The 17,968-nt window shown below is 44.4% G+C and carries 17 protein-coding genes; 11 read left to right on the forward strand and 6 right to left on the reverse strand.

Going from position 1 to position 17,968, the window contains the following annotated elements:
* Positions 1 to 204: 204 nt before the first annotated feature.
* Entirely contained in the window at positions 205 to 1,179 is a 975-nt protein-coding gene (locus Xsze_RS17120) for a methyltransferase (RefSeq protein ID WP_038234860.1), read from the forward strand.
* Between the two features lie 164 nt (positions 1,180 to 1,343).
* On the opposite strand, the gene Xsze_RS17125 is transcribed toward Xsze_RS17120, so the two are convergent.
* The gene (locus tag Xsze_RS17125) at positions 1,344 to 3,275 is read right to left on the reverse strand and encodes a sigma 54-interacting transcriptional regulator (RefSeq protein WP_038234917.1); all 1,932 of its coding nucleotides are present in this window, start codon (positions 3,273 to 3,275) and stop codon (positions 1,344 to 1,346) included.
* 263 nt (positions 3,276 to 3,538) lie between these two features.
* Between Xsze_RS17125 and Xsze_RS17130 the strand changes: the two genes are divergently transcribed.
* Genes Xsze_RS17130 through Xsze_RS17160 form a run of 7 tightly spaced genes read left to right on the forward strand, consistent with a single transcriptional unit; the run spans position 3,539 to position 9,418 of the window.
* Complete coding sequence (locus Xsze_RS17130; RefSeq protein WP_038234857.1) at positions 3,539 to 4,021, forward strand: MSMEG_0572/Sll0783 family nitrogen starvation response protein; 483 nt, start codon at positions 3,539 to 3,541, stop codon at positions 4,019 to 4,021.
* A 31-nt stretch (positions 4,022 to 4,052) separates the two neighbouring features.
* The gene (locus Xsze_RS17135; protein ID WP_038234855.1) at positions 4,053 to 5,045 is read left to right on the forward strand and encodes a Nit6803 family nitrilase; all 993 of its coding nucleotides are present in this window, start codon (positions 4,053 to 4,055) and stop codon (positions 5,043 to 5,045) included.
* A 45-nt stretch (positions 5,046 to 5,090) separates the two neighbouring features.
* Complete coding sequence (locus Xsze_RS17140) at positions 5,091 to 6,191, forward strand: MSMEG_0568 family radical SAM protein (RefSeq protein WP_038234915.1); 1,101 nt, start codon at positions 5,091 to 5,093, stop codon at positions 6,189 to 6,191.
* Between the two features lie 12 nt (positions 6,192 to 6,203).
* Complete coding sequence (locus Xsze_RS17145) at positions 6,204 to 6,764, forward strand: MSMEG_0567/Sll0786 family nitrogen starvation N-acetyltransferase (protein WP_038234853.1); 561 nt, start codon at positions 6,204 to 6,206, stop codon at positions 6,762 to 6,764.
* On the forward strand, positions 6,761 to 7,822 hold the full coding sequence (locus Xsze_RS17150; RefSeq protein WP_038234850.1) for a sll0787 family AIR synthase-like protein: 1,062 nt from the start codon (positions 6,761 to 6,763) through the stop codon (positions 7,820 to 7,822). Before Xsze_RS17145 ends, Xsze_RS17150 begins: the two co-directional genes overlap by 4 nt.
* On the forward strand, positions 7,810 to 8,100 hold the full coding sequence (locus Xsze_RS17155; RefSeq protein WP_038234847.1) for an MSMEG_0570 family nitrogen starvation response protein: 291 nt from the start codon (positions 7,810 to 7,812) through the stop codon (positions 8,098 to 8,100). The genes Xsze_RS17150 and Xsze_RS17155 overlap by 13 nt, the downstream gene beginning before the upstream one ends.
* Before the next feature lie 16 nt (positions 8,101 to 8,116).
* Positions 8,117 to 9,418 (forward strand): MSMEG_0569 family flavin-dependent oxidoreductase, encoded by a 1,302-nt coding sequence (locus Xsze_RS17160; protein ID WP_038234845.1) that lies wholly within the window; start codon positions 8,117 to 8,119, stop codon positions 9,416 to 9,418.
* Between the two features lie 119 nt (positions 9,419 to 9,537).
* On the opposite strand, the gene kdsA is transcribed toward Xsze_RS17160, so the two are convergent.
* From kdsA to hemA, 5 genes are all read right to left on the reverse strand, one after another.
* Positions 9,538 to 10,392, reverse strand: coding sequence for a 3-deoxy-8-phosphooctulonate synthase (kdsA, locus tag Xsze_RS17165; protein ID WP_038234843.1), 855 nt, complete (start codon positions 10,390 to 10,392; stop codon positions 9,538 to 9,540).
* A gap of 94 nt (positions 10,393 to 10,486) precedes the next feature.
* A complete protein-coding gene (sirB1, locus tag Xsze_RS17170; RefSeq protein ID WP_038234841.1) occupies positions 10,487 to 11,296 on the reverse strand; it encodes an invasion regulator SirB1 in 810 nt (269 codons plus the stop codon).
* A complete protein-coding gene (gene prmC, locus Xsze_RS17175) occupies positions 11,280 to 12,128 on the reverse strand; it encodes a peptide chain release factor N(5)-glutamine methyltransferase (protein ID WP_038234838.1) in 849 nt (282 codons plus the stop codon). Before prmC ends, sirB1 begins: the two co-directional genes overlap by 17 nt.
* Positions 12,128 to 13,210 carry a peptide chain release factor 1 gene (prfA, locus tag Xsze_RS17180; RefSeq protein ID WP_038234835.1) on the reverse strand — a complete coding sequence of 361 codons (1,083 nt, stop codon included), beginning with the start codon at positions 13,208 to 13,210 and terminating at the stop codon, positions 12,128 to 12,130. Before prfA ends, prmC begins: the two co-directional genes overlap by 1 nt.
* Positions 13,211 to 13,241: 31 nt before the next feature.
* Complete coding sequence (hemA, locus tag Xsze_RS17185) at positions 13,242 to 14,504, reverse strand: glutamyl-tRNA reductase (protein WP_038234832.1); 1,263 nt, start codon at positions 14,502 to 14,504, stop codon at positions 13,242 to 13,244.
* A 288-nt stretch (positions 14,505 to 14,792) separates the two neighbouring features.
* Here hemA and lolB point away from each other — a divergent pair, with 288 nt between their 5' ends.
* From lolB to prs, 3 genes are read left to right on the forward strand one after another with little or no spacing between them, the layout of a single operon-like run.
* Positions 14,793 to 15,410 (forward strand): lipoprotein insertase outer membrane protein LolB, encoded by a 618-nt coding sequence (gene lolB, locus Xsze_RS17190; RefSeq protein ID WP_038234828.1) that lies wholly within the window; start codon positions 14,793 to 14,795, stop codon positions 15,408 to 15,410.
* Positions 15,410 to 16,285, forward strand: coding sequence for a 4-(cytidine 5'-diphospho)-2-C-methyl-D-erythritol kinase (ispE, locus tag Xsze_RS17195; RefSeq protein ID WP_038234824.1), 876 nt, complete (start codon positions 15,410 to 15,412; stop codon positions 16,283 to 16,285). Before lolB ends, ispE begins: the two co-directional genes overlap by 1 nt.
* Before the next feature lie 58 nt (positions 16,286 to 16,343).
* Complete coding sequence (prs, locus tag Xsze_RS17200) at positions 16,344 to 17,291, forward strand: ribose-phosphate diphosphokinase (protein WP_038234822.1); 948 nt, start codon at positions 16,344 to 16,346, stop codon at positions 17,289 to 17,291.
* Positions 17,292 to 17,968 lie beyond the last annotated feature (677 nt).

Consider the following 17,968-nt stretch of genomic DNA (forward strand, 5'->3'; position numbering starts at 1 on the left):
TAAAATAATTTTTAAAATCGGAAAGATCAGATAATGAAATCATTATCTGATTTAAAAGTTTGAATATTATTTGTAATAGGAACTAAAACTATTTAATACATAGTTATATTTAGATATTCTCTAATTTAACGTAATGTAGTGTTAACATAAACCGATTATAACCTGAAACACTCTCTTTATAAGATTTTAATAAGGAATGAATGAATGTTAGTAGACATAGCCATAGCATATCGTAAATCCAGTGCCCTATTTGCTTTTGTAGAATCCCAAGCACCATTATATTTAAGCACTGAAAATGGCAAAACTGCAGAGCAACTCGCTCAATTATGCAATGTTTCTCAGGATCGGTTCCTTCGGTTATTGAACTACATGCAGTCACTTAATGTATTAACAAAAAAAGAAGACAAATTTTACCTTACTGAGTCATGTTCATCACTCAGTGATCCAAATAGCTTCTCAACAATGCATATAAAATTCGAATTAAGCCCGTCAACCTGGAGCGCCTGGTCAAAATATGGTCAGTCCCTAAATAAAATGAACGAAAAATCGGCTTTTGAACTCAGTCATCAAGAATCATTTTTTGAACATATTAGTCATGAACATAATAAGCCCCTTAAAATGGTTTTTGATAATCTTATGTCAAAAACAACCGATATAATGAGTGAACATATTCTTGAAAATATGCCACTGGAGGGTATTCATTCAATGATGGATATCGGTGGCGGTTTGGGGGCTTTAGCAAAATATATAAAAACTCACCGTCCACATATTCAATGTCATGTGATGGATCTGTATGATTTTGACAGACAGGAATCAGAAGGTGTAACCTTTATCAAAGGTGATTTCTTTTCCACTATTCCGGCAGCATATGATGCTTATAGCATAAAAAATGTTTTGCATAATTGGACAGATAATAAATCGGTTGAAATCCTGAGTAATATCCATAAAGCCATGCGGGAAGATTCTGTTTTATACATCATCGAAATGGTTAAAGAACCCCATGAAGCCGATTCAGAATCATTTGATTTATATATGGATATAACAGTATCAGGAAAATCCCGGAGTCTGCCAGAATTTGAATCAATAGCAAAACAAGCAGGGCTTTCTATCACAAATACTTACAAGATGCCGTTTTCCCTGACGGGAAGTAGTCAATATATTATTGAAATGAAAAAATAGACTGCGTTGTGCATGATATTCTTTTCCTTTTTGAAAAATGGGTATTGGCAAAGGCCAAAATTGCCCCTGTTTAAGGGCAATTAAACTTTCATGCAATTTTATATTCAAGGTACAGGAATAAATGGCAATATATTAATCAACCAGACTACTTCCGGATACGATTTTTAATAATCAATCCCCAATTTCTTTAAGCGTGAAATCAAGGTTGTTGGATTTATTCCCAACAACTTTGCTGCACCGTTATCCCCAAAAATTTTCCCTTTGCATTGTGTGACGGCAAGGGAAAAGTTTTGTACCTCTAACTCCTTAAATTGTTTTATCGTCAGCACCCCTTCTGTTTGTTGATATTCATGATGAATATTCTGATGCGGGATATTGGCTGGCGCTGGCGCTTGATCTTGTTCCAGCAAATATTTAAAAGAAACTGCCCCCTGCCTTGCCGTAATGAGCGCTCGTTCAATAACATTTTGCAGCTCGCGGATATTACCGGGCCAGTCATATTGTTGAAGTTCCAGAATATGCTTTTGTGAAAACGGCAGATATTTAATCTTACGGTTATCACAAATCAGTCGGGTGAAATGTGTAACCAACAGCGGAATATCTTCTTTACGGTCACGCAAGGCCGGAGCATGGATCGGAAATACATTCAAACGGAAATACAGATCTTCACGAAAGTGTTTTTTTCTCACATCTTCTTTTAAATTCCGGTTGGTGGCAGCAATAATTCGCACATTAACATGCCGTGTTTTTTCTTCACCGACCCGCTCAAAAGTACCTTCCTGCAACACACGCAGTAGCTTACTCTGCAACTCTGGTTGAATGTCACCAATTTCATCTAAAAATAATGTGCCTTGATCTGCCAATTCAAAACGGCCGATACGGTCACGCACGGCGCCGGTAAATGCCCCTTTGACATGCCCAAAAAATTCACTTTCAAACAGTTCCGAAGGAATGGCGGTACAATTGACCCGAATAAGTGGTTGCTGTTTACGGTGGCTGGATTGGTGAATAGCGCGGGCAATCAGTTCCTTGCCTGTACCGGATTCACCATAAATCATCACATTGGCATCCGTTGGGGCAACAACCTTGATTTTGTCGATAATCTGCAAAATCGAGGCGCTATTGCCAACAATTTCGTGGTATTTATTTTCTTGTAAAATTTCTTCCTGCAAATATTCGTTTTGCTGTTCCAGCCGGCTTTTTAAATCTTGCAGTTCTTCAAGGGCATGAGTCAGTTGTTTTTCGGTGTTCAACCGTGCGGTAATATCACGGAATACCACGACAGCCCCAATAATTTCACCGTCACGAATAACCGGGGTGCTGGTAAATTCCACCGGAAAGTAACTGCCATCACGCCGCCAAAAAATTTCCTGAATGCCTTCATACACAATGCCGTCATGTACAGCCGCGTAAATCGGACATTCCTCTACAGGATAATGATCACCATTTTCATGGGTATGGTGATGAATTTCATGAATATTATTACCCAGCACATCTTCAGGTTGCAGCCCCAGCATTTTGGCACCGGCAGGATTGATGAAGGTGCACAACCCTTGTTTGTTGATACTGTAAATACCATCACCGGCTGAACTCAGCAATAAATGTTTGCCTGTATCGGAGTCAATAAACAATTCTTGCAAGGATTGCCATTCTTTTAAATCTGTACGAATCGCTTTATCAGTATCTTGCTTGAAGCGACGCAGTTCTACATCCTTAATATCCACCAGCGACCAGATCAGCAATGTTTTGTTTCTATAGGGCAATGAAATGGAAGTGATATCTAACCGGATTTTTCCCCCATGTTTATCAAAGCAACATAACTCATTGCTCCAGGCCCAATCGTTTTCCAACGCTTCTTCGGTAAATGCCAGTAGTTGTGGTAGTTGGCTGAGGTGACCAAAAACGGAGCTGACTGTTTTTTGAATAATTTCATGACGCTCATAACGCAATAATCGGGTAGCACTGATATTCATATCAATAAACTGGTTTTGATGTGGGTCCAGCACAATTAATGCCTGTGATGTGTGTTCAAATGCCAGCGGGCGAATCGAATTTTCAGAAATGACCCAATCCGAAATGAAATCAATTTTATTCATGTTATCCATCATATTCGTATTATGAATTTCCGTAGTTTTAATTATGAAAACTCATAATACTACGAAAAATCATAGTGCAATAGCGACTTCAGTTATATTAATAAAAATATCTTATATAAATTTAAATTATATTTTTCAGTAAGTTAAACGCCATTACCTGCCCCGGAATATAACTTGGCACAGTTTTCGCTTTAACCCATAGCACAGCACTGGAAGACGACACATCGATTCATTCCAAAATAACATTGAACTAGGAGCGAGCTATGCCAAAAGTTGATATCGAGCAATATAAAGATGGCGATTTTCTTGTTGATTACGAAGAAAAAGTCTTTGAGGACGTCAAAGCACAGCCGGGTGAAAAAGCATTGCTGACTTTCCATACTGTTGCATTTGAAGGCTCAATCGGCCTAATCAATGTCTTGCAGGCGAAGCGTTTATTGCGCAAGGGTTTTGAAACCAAAATATTGCTTTACGGCCCGGGGGTGCAACTGGGAATTCAACGCGGTTTCCCAACGTTAGGGGCTGAGGCGTTTCCGGGCCATTTGGCCGTCAATAACCAGTTAAAAGCCTTTATGGAAGAAGGTGGGGAAGTCTATGCCTGCCGTTTTGCATTACAAGCCATGTATGGCCAGACAGAAAAAGCCCTTATTCCGGGAATTCGCCCAATTAATCCATTGGATGTGATGGATCTAAGACTGCTGATGCGTCGCGAAAATGCCGTAGTTATTGATACCTGGACTGTTTAAGTAAGCGCCAATTCTATAAGGGAAATAAGACATGAACCGAATCATTAAAGCTGCCGCCGTACAATGTAGCCCCGTGCTTTATAGTCAGGCCGAAACGGTAAAAAAAATCTGTGGCATTATTTCAGGGCTTGGAAAACAAGGGGTGCAATTTGCCGTTTTTCCTGAAACCGTCGTGCCTTATTACCCTTATTTTTCTTTTGTACAGCCGCCATTTGCCATGGGAAAAGAGCATTTGAAGCTGTTAAACGAATCGGTGGTGATACCTTCTGAAGCCACGCTCGCGATCGGTCAGGCCTGCCTTCAAGCTAACATGGTGGTATCAATTGGCGTTAATGAACGCGCAGGCGGTACGATTTATAACGCACAGCTGTTATTTGATGCCGATGGCTCAATCATTCAGCACCGCCGCAAAATTACGCCGACTTACCATGAACGGATGGTTTGGGGCCAGGGTGATGGCAGTGGCCTATGTGCCATTGACTCCGCCGTGGGGCGTGTTGGTTCACTGGCATGTTGGGAACATTACAACCCGCTGGCACGTTTTGCCTTAATGGCTGATGGTGAGCAAATCCATGCATCCATGTTTCCCGGTTCGTTGGTAGGACAGGTTTTTGCCGACCAAATCAAAGCAACCATTCAGCACCATGCCTTAGAATCCGGCTGTTTTGTGGTCAATGCCACCGCATGGCTTCATCCCGAACAACAACAACAAATTATGCAAGATACTGCTTGCGACATCGGCCCGATTTCAGGGGGATGCTTTACTGCCATTGTGTCTCCCGAAGGTAAGTTTTTAGCTGAGCCGCTCACACAAGAAGAAGGTTACTGCATTGCCGATCTGGATTTAAGCCTGATTGATAAACGCAAACGCATGATGGATTCGGTGGGACATTACAGCCGCCCTGAGTTGCTTAGTTTATTGATTGATCGCCGGCCGACAAATTTATTACACGAACTGAAAATTGAAACATCAGCACCGAATCACCCCGAAAAAGACGCAATATTTGATGAATCACAGATCTAAATCGTATTGACTAAACCCAAGTAATAGGGGGTAAAGATGTCTGCAATGCCATTACCTACAGTACCGTTACCGACAATACAATTATTGACCGATTTGCAATGCAACGGCCTGAAATGGGAAGGTGAATTTGGTTTATCCCGTAAAGGTGGTGCAGGCCCAAGCGATCATAAAGCGCTGAGCCTTGATGGTAAAACCATGATGATCCCGGTGCTGAACCTTGCAGCACAAGATTCGCCTTATACGGCAAAGCCTGAGTTGAACTCAGATAAGGTGACAGTCTTTAAAAACCGGATACCGGTGGCAACGTTAACTGTCCCTGCACGGCCCCGATTTTATGATTTAAAAACCGCCGAAGGGATTGCCTATGAGCAAATTGCAACCTTGCACAGCCATGATGTGTTGGCAACCACGGTGTTGCAACGTTGCATCCGCATGGATGATAAGGCAACCGCGTGTCAGTTTTGTTCCATTGATCAGTCCCTTATCGGCGGGAGAACCTTGATCCGCAAGCGTCCGGAACAACTGGCAGAAGTCGCGAAAGCTGCCGTTGAGCTGGATGGTGTCAAGCAAATGGTGATCACCACCGGAACACCCAATGCGAGAGATCGCGGCGCAAAAATATTATATGACTCCGTCAAGGCGATTAAGGCACAGGTCGATTTGCCAATACAGGTTCAGTGTGAGCCACCTGATGATTTTACCTGGTTTCAACGTCTGAAAGATGCGGGAGCGGTATCAATTGGCATGCACCTTGAAGCCGTGAGCGAACGTGTGCGGCAAAAAATTATGCCGGGCAAAGCTGAAGTTTCGCTGGAAACGTATTTTTCCGCATTTGAGGCCGCCGTTGCAGTATTCGGCCGCGGACAAGTCAGCACGTATATTTTGGCCGGGTTGGGTGATACCGAATCAGAAATCGTGGAAATGGCTGCCAAATTGACTGAAATGGGCGTGTATCCATTTGTCGTGCCCTTTGTTCCCATTCAGGGCACGCCATTGGAACATCACCCTAAACCGGATCACGCTTTTATGCAGTCCCTTTATCCAAAAATCGGATTGCAACTCAAAAAACATGGCCTGAACTCAGAAAACACTCAGGCAGGCTGCGCCAAATGCGGGGCTTGTTCCTCACTGAAAGCGTATGAATAAGGAGAATGTGATATGGAACTTTCTCGTTATTTTTGGCGGCTTCAACCCAATGAAAAGCAGAAACAATTTATCAGCGATGACATTGCCATCAAAATTGTGTCGGAAGATTGGGAACGTCATCAATATTATCACTTGCGTGAAGTCACCTTTCGCGATGAGCAAAAAATATTGAAAGAAGATCGTGACGAATATGATGTTAAGGCATTGGGTATTGTTGCCATTGGGAAAACACCCGGTCAGAGTGGCCGCGTCATTGGTGCCGTGCGAATTTTCCCCGGTGGGGCTCAAACGTGGTATGGCGGGCGTTTATGTGTCGAACCACGCTATCGGCGTCACCATACCATTGGGAAAGCGTTAATCAATGCTGCGGTATCAACGGCCAAGGACTTGGGCTGCCGTACTTTTTTAGCCACAGTGCAAAAGCAAAATGAACATTACTTCCAAAGGTTGGGTTGGAATAGCTTGCAGCAGCTCATTGTCGCCAATATCCCGCATGTGTTGATGCAGGCACAGATTGAGAATTATCCGTTGCAGTATATTCCGATGCAAAATCATACGCAGGGGGAGGTATGACAATGGAACTCAATGCATTGCTGGATCTATTGAAACACACCCCTGCCATGCGCTCCAAACAGGCGATTGAATCCAGTGTTGTTTCAGTCAATTCAATGGCAAAAAGTACCGTTTCATCAAATACAACTAATCATATTGATGCATGGGATCGGGAGAGTTTATATGCCTGCCCCGGAGATGACACGGCGGTACTGCCGTTAAAGGGTCAATATGTGTTGCACGCCTGTGAAGGCATGTTGCCAAGTTTTGTCGCCAATCATCCCTATTTTGCCGGGTGGTCTGCGGTAATGGCGAATATCAGTGATATTGCCGCGATGGGAGGTCGGGCGTTGTCAGTGGTGAACAGTATTTGGCACATCAACAGTGAACAGGCCCAATGGGTCATGCAAGGCATACGGGATGCCTGCCGTGTCTATGGTGTGCCATTGGTCGGCGGACATACTAACCTTGATGCCGCCTATCAACCCGCTTTATCTGTTGCGATCCAGGGTACAGCGCAAAAATTGCTCTCAGTGTTGCATGTCAAACCACAACAAAAAATCCTGATCGCCTTAAATCTGCGAGGACAATTCCATCCCAATACCACTTATTGGAAATGCTTTGAGCAAGTCTCTGACCGTATTTTGCAGTCACAAATTGCCCTGTTGCCGCAATTGGCGGAAGCCAATCGGGTTCATGCAGCCCGTGATATCAGTAATGCCGGCATTTTAGGCAGTTTGTTGATGTTGCTTGAAGCGACTGCGTCAGGCGCGCATATCAGCTTGGATGCAATCCCCAAGCCTGATGATGTGGATTGGCCTGAATGGCTGCAAATTTTTCCCAGCTTTGGGTTTTTACTGACGGCCAATGCCGAACAATGTGAAGAGATTATCACGTTGTTTCACCATCAGGGCATTACCTGCACTGTAATAGGTGAAACCAATGCCAGTGGTGGTGTTACGGTACAGCAGCAGCAACAGCAAAGCCTATTTTGGGATTTTAACAATCAACTATTTACCGGTTTTTGTTACGCCGATGCCTTGAAATCGCAGCAGGAGTCTATGTTATGCCCAGCGTGAATTTTACTGTGAAGTGGCCCAATGGGGAGCAGATTCAATATTACTCCCCCTCAACCGTGATTTATGAATATTTGTCCATGGATAAAAGTTACCCGAGTGCGCTGTTTTTGCGTCAGGTTGAAGAAGGTTTGCATGCTGCATCGGAAAGAGTGCGGATATGTTATGGCTTTGCCTGTAGTTCGGCCATGGACAATCTGGCACTGATCAAACATCAAGCCAAACGCTTCGAACTCACCCCGGAAGATCAGATTACCGTGATTGAAATGACGAACGAATAAATGAGAGGGATGTTCCATGTTAACTAACCAAGATCAAGTATTGCAGCCAAATTATGATGTGGTCATTGTGGGGGGTGGTCAGGCGGGTTTATGCATCAGCCACTATTTGCAAAAATCAGGCATTGAACATGTGGTGTTGGAAAAAGAATCCGAGTTGACCCATAGCTGGCGCCGTAAACGCTGGGATAATTTTACGTTGGTGACACCGAACTGGCAGTGTTTGTTACCTGAACACCCTTATCAAAAACAAGATCCCGACGGGTTTATGAAAAAGCACGAAATTGTGGAATATCTTGATGAATTTATTGAAAAACTCAATCCACCAGCCATTTTAAATATTCAGGTAGAACATGTGAAAAAAGTGGCAGCACATCAGTTTGTCATTAAAACGAATCATGGCACGACCACAGCCAAACAGCTTGTCGTTGCCGCCGGCGGGTATCATACCCCGATTTACCCCAGTTTAAGTGATGATTTACCTGAACACATAAAAGTCATGCATTCAGAAGAATATTTGAATGCGGATCAACTGCCTGAAGGTGCGGTGTTGGTAGTAGGTTCAGGACAATCTGGGGCACAAATTGCCGAAGATTTACACTTGGCAGGCAGGAAAGTCTATTTATCGACTGGTGATGCGCCGCGCTGTGCCCGCTTCTATCGCGGCAAAGATGTGGTGAAGTGGCTGTTTGATATGGGTCATTACAAAATGACAGCGAAAGATCACCGTTATAGTGAAAAAGTCCGCGACAGTACCAACCACTATGTGACAGGCCGTGATGGCGGGCATGATATTGACCTGCGTAAATTTTCCTTAGAAGGCATGCAGTTGCTTGGGCGTTTTGATGATTATCAAGCGGGCCAACTCTGGTTCAGGCCAGATTTATCAGAAAACCTGAGCCGTGCCGATGCGACGTATAACCGAATTAATGCCTCTATTGATGAATACTTAGAGAAAAACCATATTGCGACTGAAGAGCCTGCATCGGTATATCAGCCTGTCTGGGAGCCAGAACAAGAAATCACCCATATTGATTTGGCAAAAGAGAATATTACTTCTGTGATTTGGTGTATCGGTTTTAAACCGGATTATTCATGGATTGATTTAGATATTTTTCAGGGCAATGGTTATCCCAAACATGACAGAGGTGTCACCGTTGATCCGGATGTCACGTTTATTGGTTTACCGTGGTTACATACATGGGGTTCCGGGCGGTTTTTGGGAATCGATCAGGATGCGGCCTATGTCGTCCGGCATATTGAACAAAACATCAGCCGGCTGAATAATCCTAACAAGCAGATTGCCGCAATGGCCGAATGAGCTTTCCCCCTCCCCTGCACACTTTTACCTGCCATTTGGCAGATGCCGGATAAAAATAAACGGTTACAAGGCAAAATGCCTGTAACCGTCTCACCAAGAAAACCTGACTGTTTCAGCGATTATTTGCTGGTATCCAGTTCAGGAAAACCTTTCACCACATCATCAATGGCTTTCATTTGCGCCAGGAAAGGTTCCAGTTTTGCCAATGGCAGTGCTGACGGGCCATCACATCTTGCATTTTCAGGATCCGGATGTGCCTCAAGGAACAGACCCGCAATTCCGACGGCCATACCCGCGCGAGCCAGTTCAGCCACTTGCGCACGGCGACCAGCAGATGCCGCACCGAATGGATCACGGCATTGTAAAGAATGAGTCACATCGAAAATAACTGGAGCGCCGCCAGTCGCTTGCTTCATGACACCAAAGCCCAGCATATCAACAATCAAGTTGTCATAACCAAAGTTACTGCCGCGATCACACAAAATCACCTGTTCGTTGCCGCCTTCCTTGAATTTCTCGACGATATTTCCCATTTGGCCCGGGCTGACGAACTGAGGTTTTTTAATGTTAATCACTGCACCTGTTTTTGCCATCGCCTCAACCAAATCAGTCTGGCGTGCAAGGAAAGCCGGAAGCTGAATAACATCAACCACATCTGCAACAGGCTGAGCCTGTGCCGGCTCATGCACATCCGTGATGATTTTCACGTCAAAAGTGTGTTTCAGTTCCTGAAAGATTTTCATTCCTTCTTCCAGGCCCGGCCCGCGATAGGAATGAATCGAAGAACGGTTGGCCTTATCAAAAGACGCTTTGAAAACATAAGGAATGCCCAGTCGTTGCGTTACAGTGACATAATGCTCACAAATACGCATGGCCAAATCCCGTGATTCAAGGACATTCATACCACCAAACAGTACAAAAGGCAGATCATTTGCGACCTTGATGTCACCAACGTTAACCACTTTCTGTTGCATGCTTATACCTTCTCTTGTTAAGGGCAAATAAATTTGCTGTTATCCATAAAAAAAATAAATGAAGCTCAAAGGCGCTTCGCCTTGATGGAAAGATTCAATGAAGAACGATCAGCCTTTGCTCAATGGAGTTAATTTGCATTTTTATCATTTCTGAAATCGGATCTTCAGGGCAATGCTCAACAAAATAACTCAAATCCGAAACCGCAATGTGATTACAATCTAGCTGAGCATATATCAGCCCCCGATCACGGATTTCATACGGGTCATCAGGGTCGAACATCAATACGGCTTCACTGGCTTTCAGCGCCAATTCCATCTTCTTCTCTTCCATCAGGGAAACTTTGATGGTGTCAGTCACTTTACGCACGATGCTGATGTTATCCGCCTCTTGCAAGTCTTTCTTTTCAAGGCGAACCATCGGGCCGAGGTTACCTTTCAGCCAGACATCCAGCGTATGTTCGTTGAGCGTATCGCCATTCATGGGGTTAATAAACCGTGTCGGTTCATCGGGAAAATCAACTCTCAGGATAAGCTGAGTCGGGAATATGACGGGTTGCACAGGCAACGCCAATGATTGTGCAATATGTGAGAAGACGATCCCCAATGCAACGGGGGCACCCTGATGTGTCTGCAATACACAGTCCAACCACAACATATCAGACAGGCAATACACTCCGTTTGCCCCGCCAAATTTCCATTCCCGGTAAAACAGTGTCAGCAATGAGTGTAATTTTTCTTTTCCATCGGTAATAACAGAAAGTTTCTGCCCGGCATCTTCAACCAATGCCGTTAACTTTTCGGTCACCAATGTTTGGGGAAAGTCAGGGCGAATAGCCTGTGTTACTAGAATAATACCGTCAATTAGGGAGGCATTATTGAATTCATAATTAGCTATGGATTTCATTTTTATTCCATCGACCTACCGTGATACGTTCGTTACCACCATAATCCCGGAAAGTTGCTATCTGTTGATAACCTTTCTCCAAAAAGAGGTTTCTGACAACGACTCCCTGTTTCCAACCATGTTCCAATAACAGCCATCCGTTTGGGAACAAGAAGTGGCGAGCCTGTTCCACAATTGTTTGCAAATCTGCCATGCCGTTTTGGGCGGCAATTAATGCAGTGGCGGGTTCAAACCTGACATCCCCTTCACGCAAATGAGGATCTGATTCATCAATGTACGGGGGATTACTGACAATGATATCAAACTGTTGATTTTCCATCGCTGTAAACCACTCACTTTGCAAAAAATTCACATTGTGGACAGAGAGTTTTTCAGCATTTCGTTTTGCCAGTGAAACAGCAGCGGAATTAATATCGACGCCGGTGACGCGGCAATCATGTCGTTCACTTGCCAGTGCCAGCGCAATTGCGCCGGTTCCTGTTCCAAGATCAAGGATCTGCGCCGGTGAATCAGGCAGCAATTCCAGTGCCTTTTCAACCAAGCATTCTGTGTCGGGGCGCGGGATCAAGGTCGCTGGTGAGACTTCAAGCGGCAACGACCAGAATTCACGTTCTCCCACAATATAAGCGATTGGCTCACCTTGCATGCGGCGGGCCAGCAACTCATTAAGCTGATGAACTTCCTTTGATGAAATGACGGTTTCACTGAATGCAATCAAATAAGTACGGGAGCGCCCCGTGACATGTTGCAACAGAATTTCTGCATCACGCTTGGGGCTGTCACTTTCAGTCAATTGCATTGCAGCATGCCGGAGCCAATATTGATAGTCCATCAATCCTGCTCTGACAATGCGGATAATTGGTCTGCCTGATATTCTGTAATGATAGGCTGAATAAGCATATCCAGTTTACCTTCCATCACTTCTTCAAGGCGGTATAACGTCAGGTTAATGCGGTGATCCGTAACCCGGCCTTGCGGGAAGTTATAAGTACGGTTACGATCGGAACGGTCACCGGAACCCAGCAAATTGCGGCGTTCAGAAGCCTCTGCTTCCTGACGTTTCTGAACTTCAACGGCACGAATGCGCGCAGCCAGCACTGACATCGCCTTTGCTTTGTTTTTGTGCTGTGAGCGTTCGTCCTGACATTCGACAACAATGCCTGTTGGAAGATGGGTAATCCGAATGGCGGAGTCTGTCGTATTGACGTGCTGTCCACCTGCACCAGAAGAGCGGAATGTATCAATTTTCAAATCACTGGCGCTGATTTCCGGTAATTCTGCTTCAGGGATTTCCGGCAGAACAGCCACTGTACAAGCCGACGTGTGAATACGCCCCTGAGATTCAGTTTCAGGAACACGCTGAACACGATGACCACCGGATTCAAATTTCAGGTGACCATACACTTGCTCACCAGATACTTTGGCAATGATTTCTTTATAACCACCATGCTCACCTTCATTGGCACTCATGATTTCAACCCGCCAACGGCGGGATTCCGCATAACGACTGTACATGCGGAATAAATCCCCGGCAAATATCGCGGCCTCGTCCCCTCCTGTTCCAGCGCGGACTTCAAGGAAACAGTTACGCTCATCATCCGGATCTTTAGGCAGCAACAATACCTGTAGTTGCTGCTCCAGTTCTTCATTACGAGTTTTTGCCTCTTTAAGTTCTTCCTGTGCCATTTCCCGCATTTCAGGGTCATCAAGCATCATCTCAGCTGTTTCTATATCATCCTGAACACTTTTCCAGGATTTAAAACAATTCGTCACATCAGTAAGTTGAGAATATTCCTTTGATAATGCACGAAAACGATCTTGAGAGGCGATCACTTCAGCGTCACCAAGATGAGCCAAAACTTCTTCATGGCGTTCTTGCAATGCTTCCAATTTAGCAACAATAGAAGGCTTCATTCGTAATATCAGACCTTATTTTAGAATAGGGTTAGTTATGATCCAGCCCAAGGCTGTCCCGTAATAGATTCAGGCGTTCCACATCACCATCACTGGCAGCCTGTTGAAGAGATTTCGTTGGTGTATGGATCAGACGATTCGTCAATTGGTGAGTCAATTGCTGGATGACCTGCTCAGCATCAGCGCCTTGTCTGATGGACATCAATGCCTTCGCCGTCATTTCAGCCCTGATTTTTTCTGCCTGTTCCCGATACTCGCGAATTGTATTGACAGCACCCTGAGAACGCAACCAATCCATGAAATGGCAACTTTCTTGTTGCACTATATCTTCCGCGACAACCGCCGCGGCTTTGCGTTGGGCGAGATTCTGCTGAATGATGGCCTGTAGATCGTCCACACTGTACAGATAAACGTCACTCAATTTTTCGACATCGGCTTCAATATCGCGGGGAACGGCGATGTCGATCAGCAACATGGGCTGGTTACGGCGCAATTTTAATGCTCGTTCAACCATCCCTTTGCCGATAATGGGCAATGGGCTGCCGGTAGAACTGATCACAATATCCGCTTCCGCCAGACGGGAATCAATATCCGGCAAGGAAATGACCTCCGCATTGACTTCACTGGCAAGCTGTTGTGCCCGTTCCGTTGTGCGGTTGGCTATCATCATATGGCGCACGGTGTGTTCCCGGAGATGGCGCGCCACCAGTTCAATGGTTTCACCCGCCCCCACCAGCAGGATAGTCAGCTTGGAAAGCGATTCAAAAATCTGCCGGGCGAGTGTACAAGCCGCAAACGCAACAGAAACCGCATTTGCACCGATATCCGTTTCTGTCCTGATCCGCTTTGCAACAGAGAAAGATTTTTGGAACAGGCGCTCCAGTTCCCCTGACAGGGATTGATAATTCTGCGATTCAGCGAACGCTTTTTTCACCTGCCCCAAGATCTGGGGTTCTCCCAACACCAAAGAATCCAAGCCACTTGCCACCCGCATCAAATGGCTGACAGCGTCACTGTCCAGATGCCAATAAAGACTTGCGATTAAATCCTCAGCATTAATTTGATGATATTGACACAGCCAACAAACCAGCTGCTCTTTAACGTTATCATGCTGTTCAACACTGAGATACAGCTCCGTGCGGTTGCACGTAGACAGCACAACGCCGCCCCGTACCAATGGCTGCTGGAGCAAATCATCAAGCGCAAATCCTATCGTGTCAGGAGAGAATGCCACCCGCTCACGTAAAGAAACAGGCGCGGTTTTATGGTTAATACCAAGTGCTAATAAAGTCATCTTAACGACATTGGGTTATCACTGGGGACAAATTCATGATTGATATTAATAACTATTCTCATAAATCTGCACCTTTCATAAGGACTCTCATTGGTCCGGCATTTTACTTGATGCGCCGGAGCAATAAAAGCCGATCAGACAGTTATGCTGTAATTTATTCGAGAATTTTTATGAAATTTTCGCTAAATTACCCCCTTAATTATAGAATTGGATGGCATGTTATCTATCGCCATGTTGATACCCTGTTGATTTAAAATCTTAAATTTTTCTGTTGCCAAGGGTTACCGTATGAAAATGCCTGCTTTTTTTCGTTTGCTCCCCCTCTCCGCTGTTTTACTGACCGCCTGTACCCTTACACAGCCACCTACGGGAACAGGATCAGCGAATACGCCTCAATGGCACGCCCGCGAACACCAATTGCAAAAACTGTCGCACTACCAAACCCGGGGATCGTTTGCTTATATTGCGGACGGGAAAAAAGTTTATGCACGCTTTTTTTGGCAGCAATATTCGCCTGACAATTATAAGTTGCTATTGTTAAATCCGTTGGGGACGACGGAATTAGAATTATTCGTTAAGCCGGATTTTACTCAGCTAACTGATAATAAAGGTGAAAAACATCTCAGTAGTGAGCCTGAATCCTTGATTTATCAACTTACCGATATGCATATTCCATTCGATAATTTGAAAAATTGGATTATCGGTTTACCCGGTGATGCCAAAAAGTTTGAGTTGGATGCAAACTACCTGCTTAAATCAGTCAGTGACCAAAGAAATGGTGACATCTGGCAAGTAGACTATAAAGGTTATGATATCTCAACAACGCCTGCATTGCCCAACCGACTGGAACTCATCCAGGGAAAGAACCGCATAAAATTAAAAATGGATAACTGGACAATTCAATAATGACTTTAACTTGGCCTTCACCAGCGAAATTGAACTTATTCTTGTATATCACAGGGCAGCGCCCCGATGGCTACCACGAACTGCAAACGTTATTTCAATTCTTGGATTATGGTGATGAAATCACCATTACACCCCGTCAGGATAATCAAATCCAACTGCTGACCCCTGTTGCAGATGTCGCCCATGAGGATAACTTGATAGTCCGTGCTGCCCGATTATTGCAACAGCACTGTAAGGTACACAAAATAGGCAATGAACATCTGGGGGCAGATATTCACATTGACAAATGCCTGCCGATGGGCGGTGGCTTGGGAGGAGGTTCATCCAATGCCGCGACGGTATTGATTGCGCTGAATTACCACTGGCAAGCCGGCCTGAGCGACGAAGAGCTGTCACAGCTTGGTATTGCACTTGGCGCAGATGTCCCTGTATTTGTCAAAGGACATGCTGCTTTTGCCGAAGGTATAGGCGAAAAACTGCAACCTGCCTCTCCCGAAGAGAAATGGTTTTTGGTTGCACACCCCGGAATCGAGATCTCAACCCCGACAATCTTCACAGATCCTGAATTAAAAAGAAATTCTCCGATCCGCTCTCTGCCCGCATTATTACAGGCACCATTTGCAAATGATTGTGAACCAATCGCAAGAAAACGTTTTCGTAAGGTTGAACAGCTACTTTTATGGCTGCTAGAATACGCCCCGTCACGCCTGACCGGAACCGGTGCCTGTATTTTCGGCGAATTCGAATCAGAAGCATCGGCCCGTAAGGTGTTAAATCAAGCTCCAGAGTGGATGCAGGGTTTTGTTGCGCGTGGCGTTAACATTTCTCCGTTGCATACATTCCGCTCTGGGATAACTATGTTATTGAGCCAATGAGCAATTTTGTTCGATTGGTCAACAATATCTCTCTGGACACAAGCCTGAGGTTTTTCTCGTGCCTGATATGAAGCTTTTTGCTGGTAATGCCACCCCTGAACTAGCACAACGTGTTGCCAACCGCCTGTACACTAGCTTGGGAGACGCTGCCGTCGGTCGTTTTAGTGACGGTGAAGTCAGTGTTCAAATCAATGAAAATGTGCGTGGTGGTGATGTTTTCATCATCCAGTCCACCTGTGCACCGACCAATGACAATCTGATGGAATTAGTTGTCATGGTTGATGCTTTACGTCGTGCTTCTGCTGGCCGTATTACCGCTGTTATTCCTTACTTCGGTTATGCCCGTCAGGATCGTCGTGTCCGTTCAGCACGTGTACCTATCACAGCCAAAGTCGTCGCGGACTTTTTGTCCAGCGTTGGCGTAGACCGTGTGCTCACAGTTGACCTGCATGCCGAACAGATCCAAGGTTTCTTTGATGTTCCGGTTGATAATGTATTTGGCAGCCCAATCCTTTTGGAAGATATGCTCCAGAAAGATCTGGAAAACCCGATTGTTGTTTCTCCTGATATCGGTGGTGTCGTTCGTGCCCGCGCAATTGCGAAATTACTGAACGATACCGATATGGCTATCATTGATAAACGTCGCCCGCGTGCAAACGTTTCTCAGGTGATGCATATCATTGGTGATGTTGCTGGCCGTGACTGTATTCTGGTTGATGACATGATCGATACCGGCGGTACGTTATGCAAAGCTGCGGAAGCCCTGAAAGAGCGTGGTGCCAAGCGTGTGTTTGCTTACGCGACCCACCCTATCTTCTCTGGCAATGCAATTGAGAATATCAAAAACTCCATGATCGATGAATTTGTGGTTTGTGACACTATTCCTCTGTCTGATGAGATCAAAGCATTGAACAAAGTACGCACTCTCACATTGTCTGGTATGCTCGCAGAAGCTATCCGCCGCATCAGCAATGAAGAGTCAATCTCTGCAATGTTTGAGCATTAATACTTGGATTTGAGTGCAAACTTATTCAAGTGATTAAATAACTCATCATCAGGAAAACCCTGTCAGTGTCTTTACACTACAGGGTTTTCCTGTTTATACGACAAACAAAATTAATAATTTAACTAATGTTTTATACTATTTCAAAATATTAACTTGATGTAAATAATTATTTATATCAAATAGTTGCTAAATTTGATTTAAATTCACTCTACAAGAATAACTTTATTTATTTATTGTTTATCGAATATTTCTGTGCCGTATACCTTCCTTCCATCTGGTACGTCCAGTTATCCAATTCTCTAACAATACTGGTGTCATCGAAAAGTTGCTGCTAACCTTTAGCAAAACCGATAACGTCTTGTTTTTATTTTATAACGTTATAATAAAATATTGATGAACCGTATCATTGGCAATATAAAAAATAATTTTTACTAATAAATAACCCTTTACCACCTCAATTTAAGGTGGTGTTTTTTTTGGCCTAAGTACAGCAAAGGTTAATTTTTTAATCAGATTATTTCTGGGGATATTTTTAACAGGTAAACACACAAACTTCACATTGTATAGAAAAAAATCAAATACGTATGGCCTATCAATAACAGAGAACCATACTTAATTGTAGGCGATCATTATCAATAATATTTATTGTCTATCAAAAGTTATTCCAAATATTCAAT

This window comes from Xenorhabdus szentirmaii DSM 16338 (assembly GCF_002632585.1).
Lineage (GTDB): Bacteria > Pseudomonadota > Gammaproteobacteria > Enterobacterales > Enterobacteriaceae > Xenorhabdus > Xenorhabdus szentirmaii.

Bases quoted from the DNA above. Each gene is read 5' to 3' on its own strand.
- Xsze_RS17120 (WP_038234860.1), top strand. From the start codon at position 205: ATGTTAGTAGACATAGCCATAGCATATCGTAAATCCAGTGCCCTATTT.
- Xsze_RS17125 (WP_038234917.1), bottom strand. From the start codon at position 3,275: ATGAATAAAATTGATTTCATTTCGGATTGGGTCATTTCTGAAAATTCG.
- Xsze_RS17130 (WP_038234857.1), top strand. From the start codon at position 3,539: ATGCCAAAAGTTGATATCGAGCAATATAAAGATGGCGATTTTCTTGTT.
- Xsze_RS17135 (WP_038234855.1), top strand. From the start codon at position 4,053: ATGAACCGAATCATTAAAGCTGCCGCCGTACAATGTAGCCCCGTGCTT.
- Xsze_RS17140 (WP_038234915.1), top strand. From the start codon at position 5,091: ATGCCATTACCTACAGTACCGTTACCGACAATACAATTATTGACCGAT.
- Xsze_RS17145 (WP_038234853.1), top strand. From the start codon at position 6,204: ATGGAACTTTCTCGTTATTTTTGGCGGCTTCAACCCAATGAAAAGCAG.
- Xsze_RS17150 (WP_038234850.1), top strand. From the start codon at position 6,761: ATGACAATGGAACTCAATGCATTGCTGGATCTATTGAAACACACCCCT.
- Xsze_RS17155 (WP_038234847.1), top strand. From the start codon at position 7,810: ATGCCCAGCGTGAATTTTACTGTGAAGTGGCCCAATGGGGAGCAGATT.
- Xsze_RS17160 (WP_038234845.1), top strand. From the start codon at position 8,117: ATGTTAACTAACCAAGATCAAGTATTGCAGCCAAATTATGATGTGGTC.
- kdsA (WP_038234843.1), bottom strand. From the start codon at position 10,392: ATGCAACAGAAAGTGGTTAACGTTGGTGACATCAAGGTCGCAAATGAT.
- sirB1 (WP_038234841.1), bottom strand. From the start codon at position 11,296: ATGAAATCCATAGCTAATTATGAATTCAATAATGCCTCCCTAATTGAC.
- prmC (WP_038234838.1), bottom strand. From the start codon at position 12,128: ATGGACTATCAATATTGGCTCCGGCATGCTGCAATGCAATTGACTGAA.
- prfA (WP_038234835.1), bottom strand. From the start codon at position 13,210: ATGAAGCCTTCTATTGTTGCTAAATTGGAAGCATTGCAAGAACGCCAT.
- hemA (WP_038234832.1), bottom strand. From the start codon at position 14,504: ATGACTTTATTAGCACTTGGTATTAACCATAAAACCGCGCCTGTTTCT.
- lolB (WP_038234828.1), top strand. From the start codon at position 14,793: ATGAAAATGCCTGCTTTTTTTCGTTTGCTCCCCCTCTCCGCTGTTTTA.
- ispE (WP_038234824.1), top strand. From the start codon at position 15,410: ATGACTTTAACTTGGCCTTCACCAGCGAAATTGAACTTATTCTTGTAT.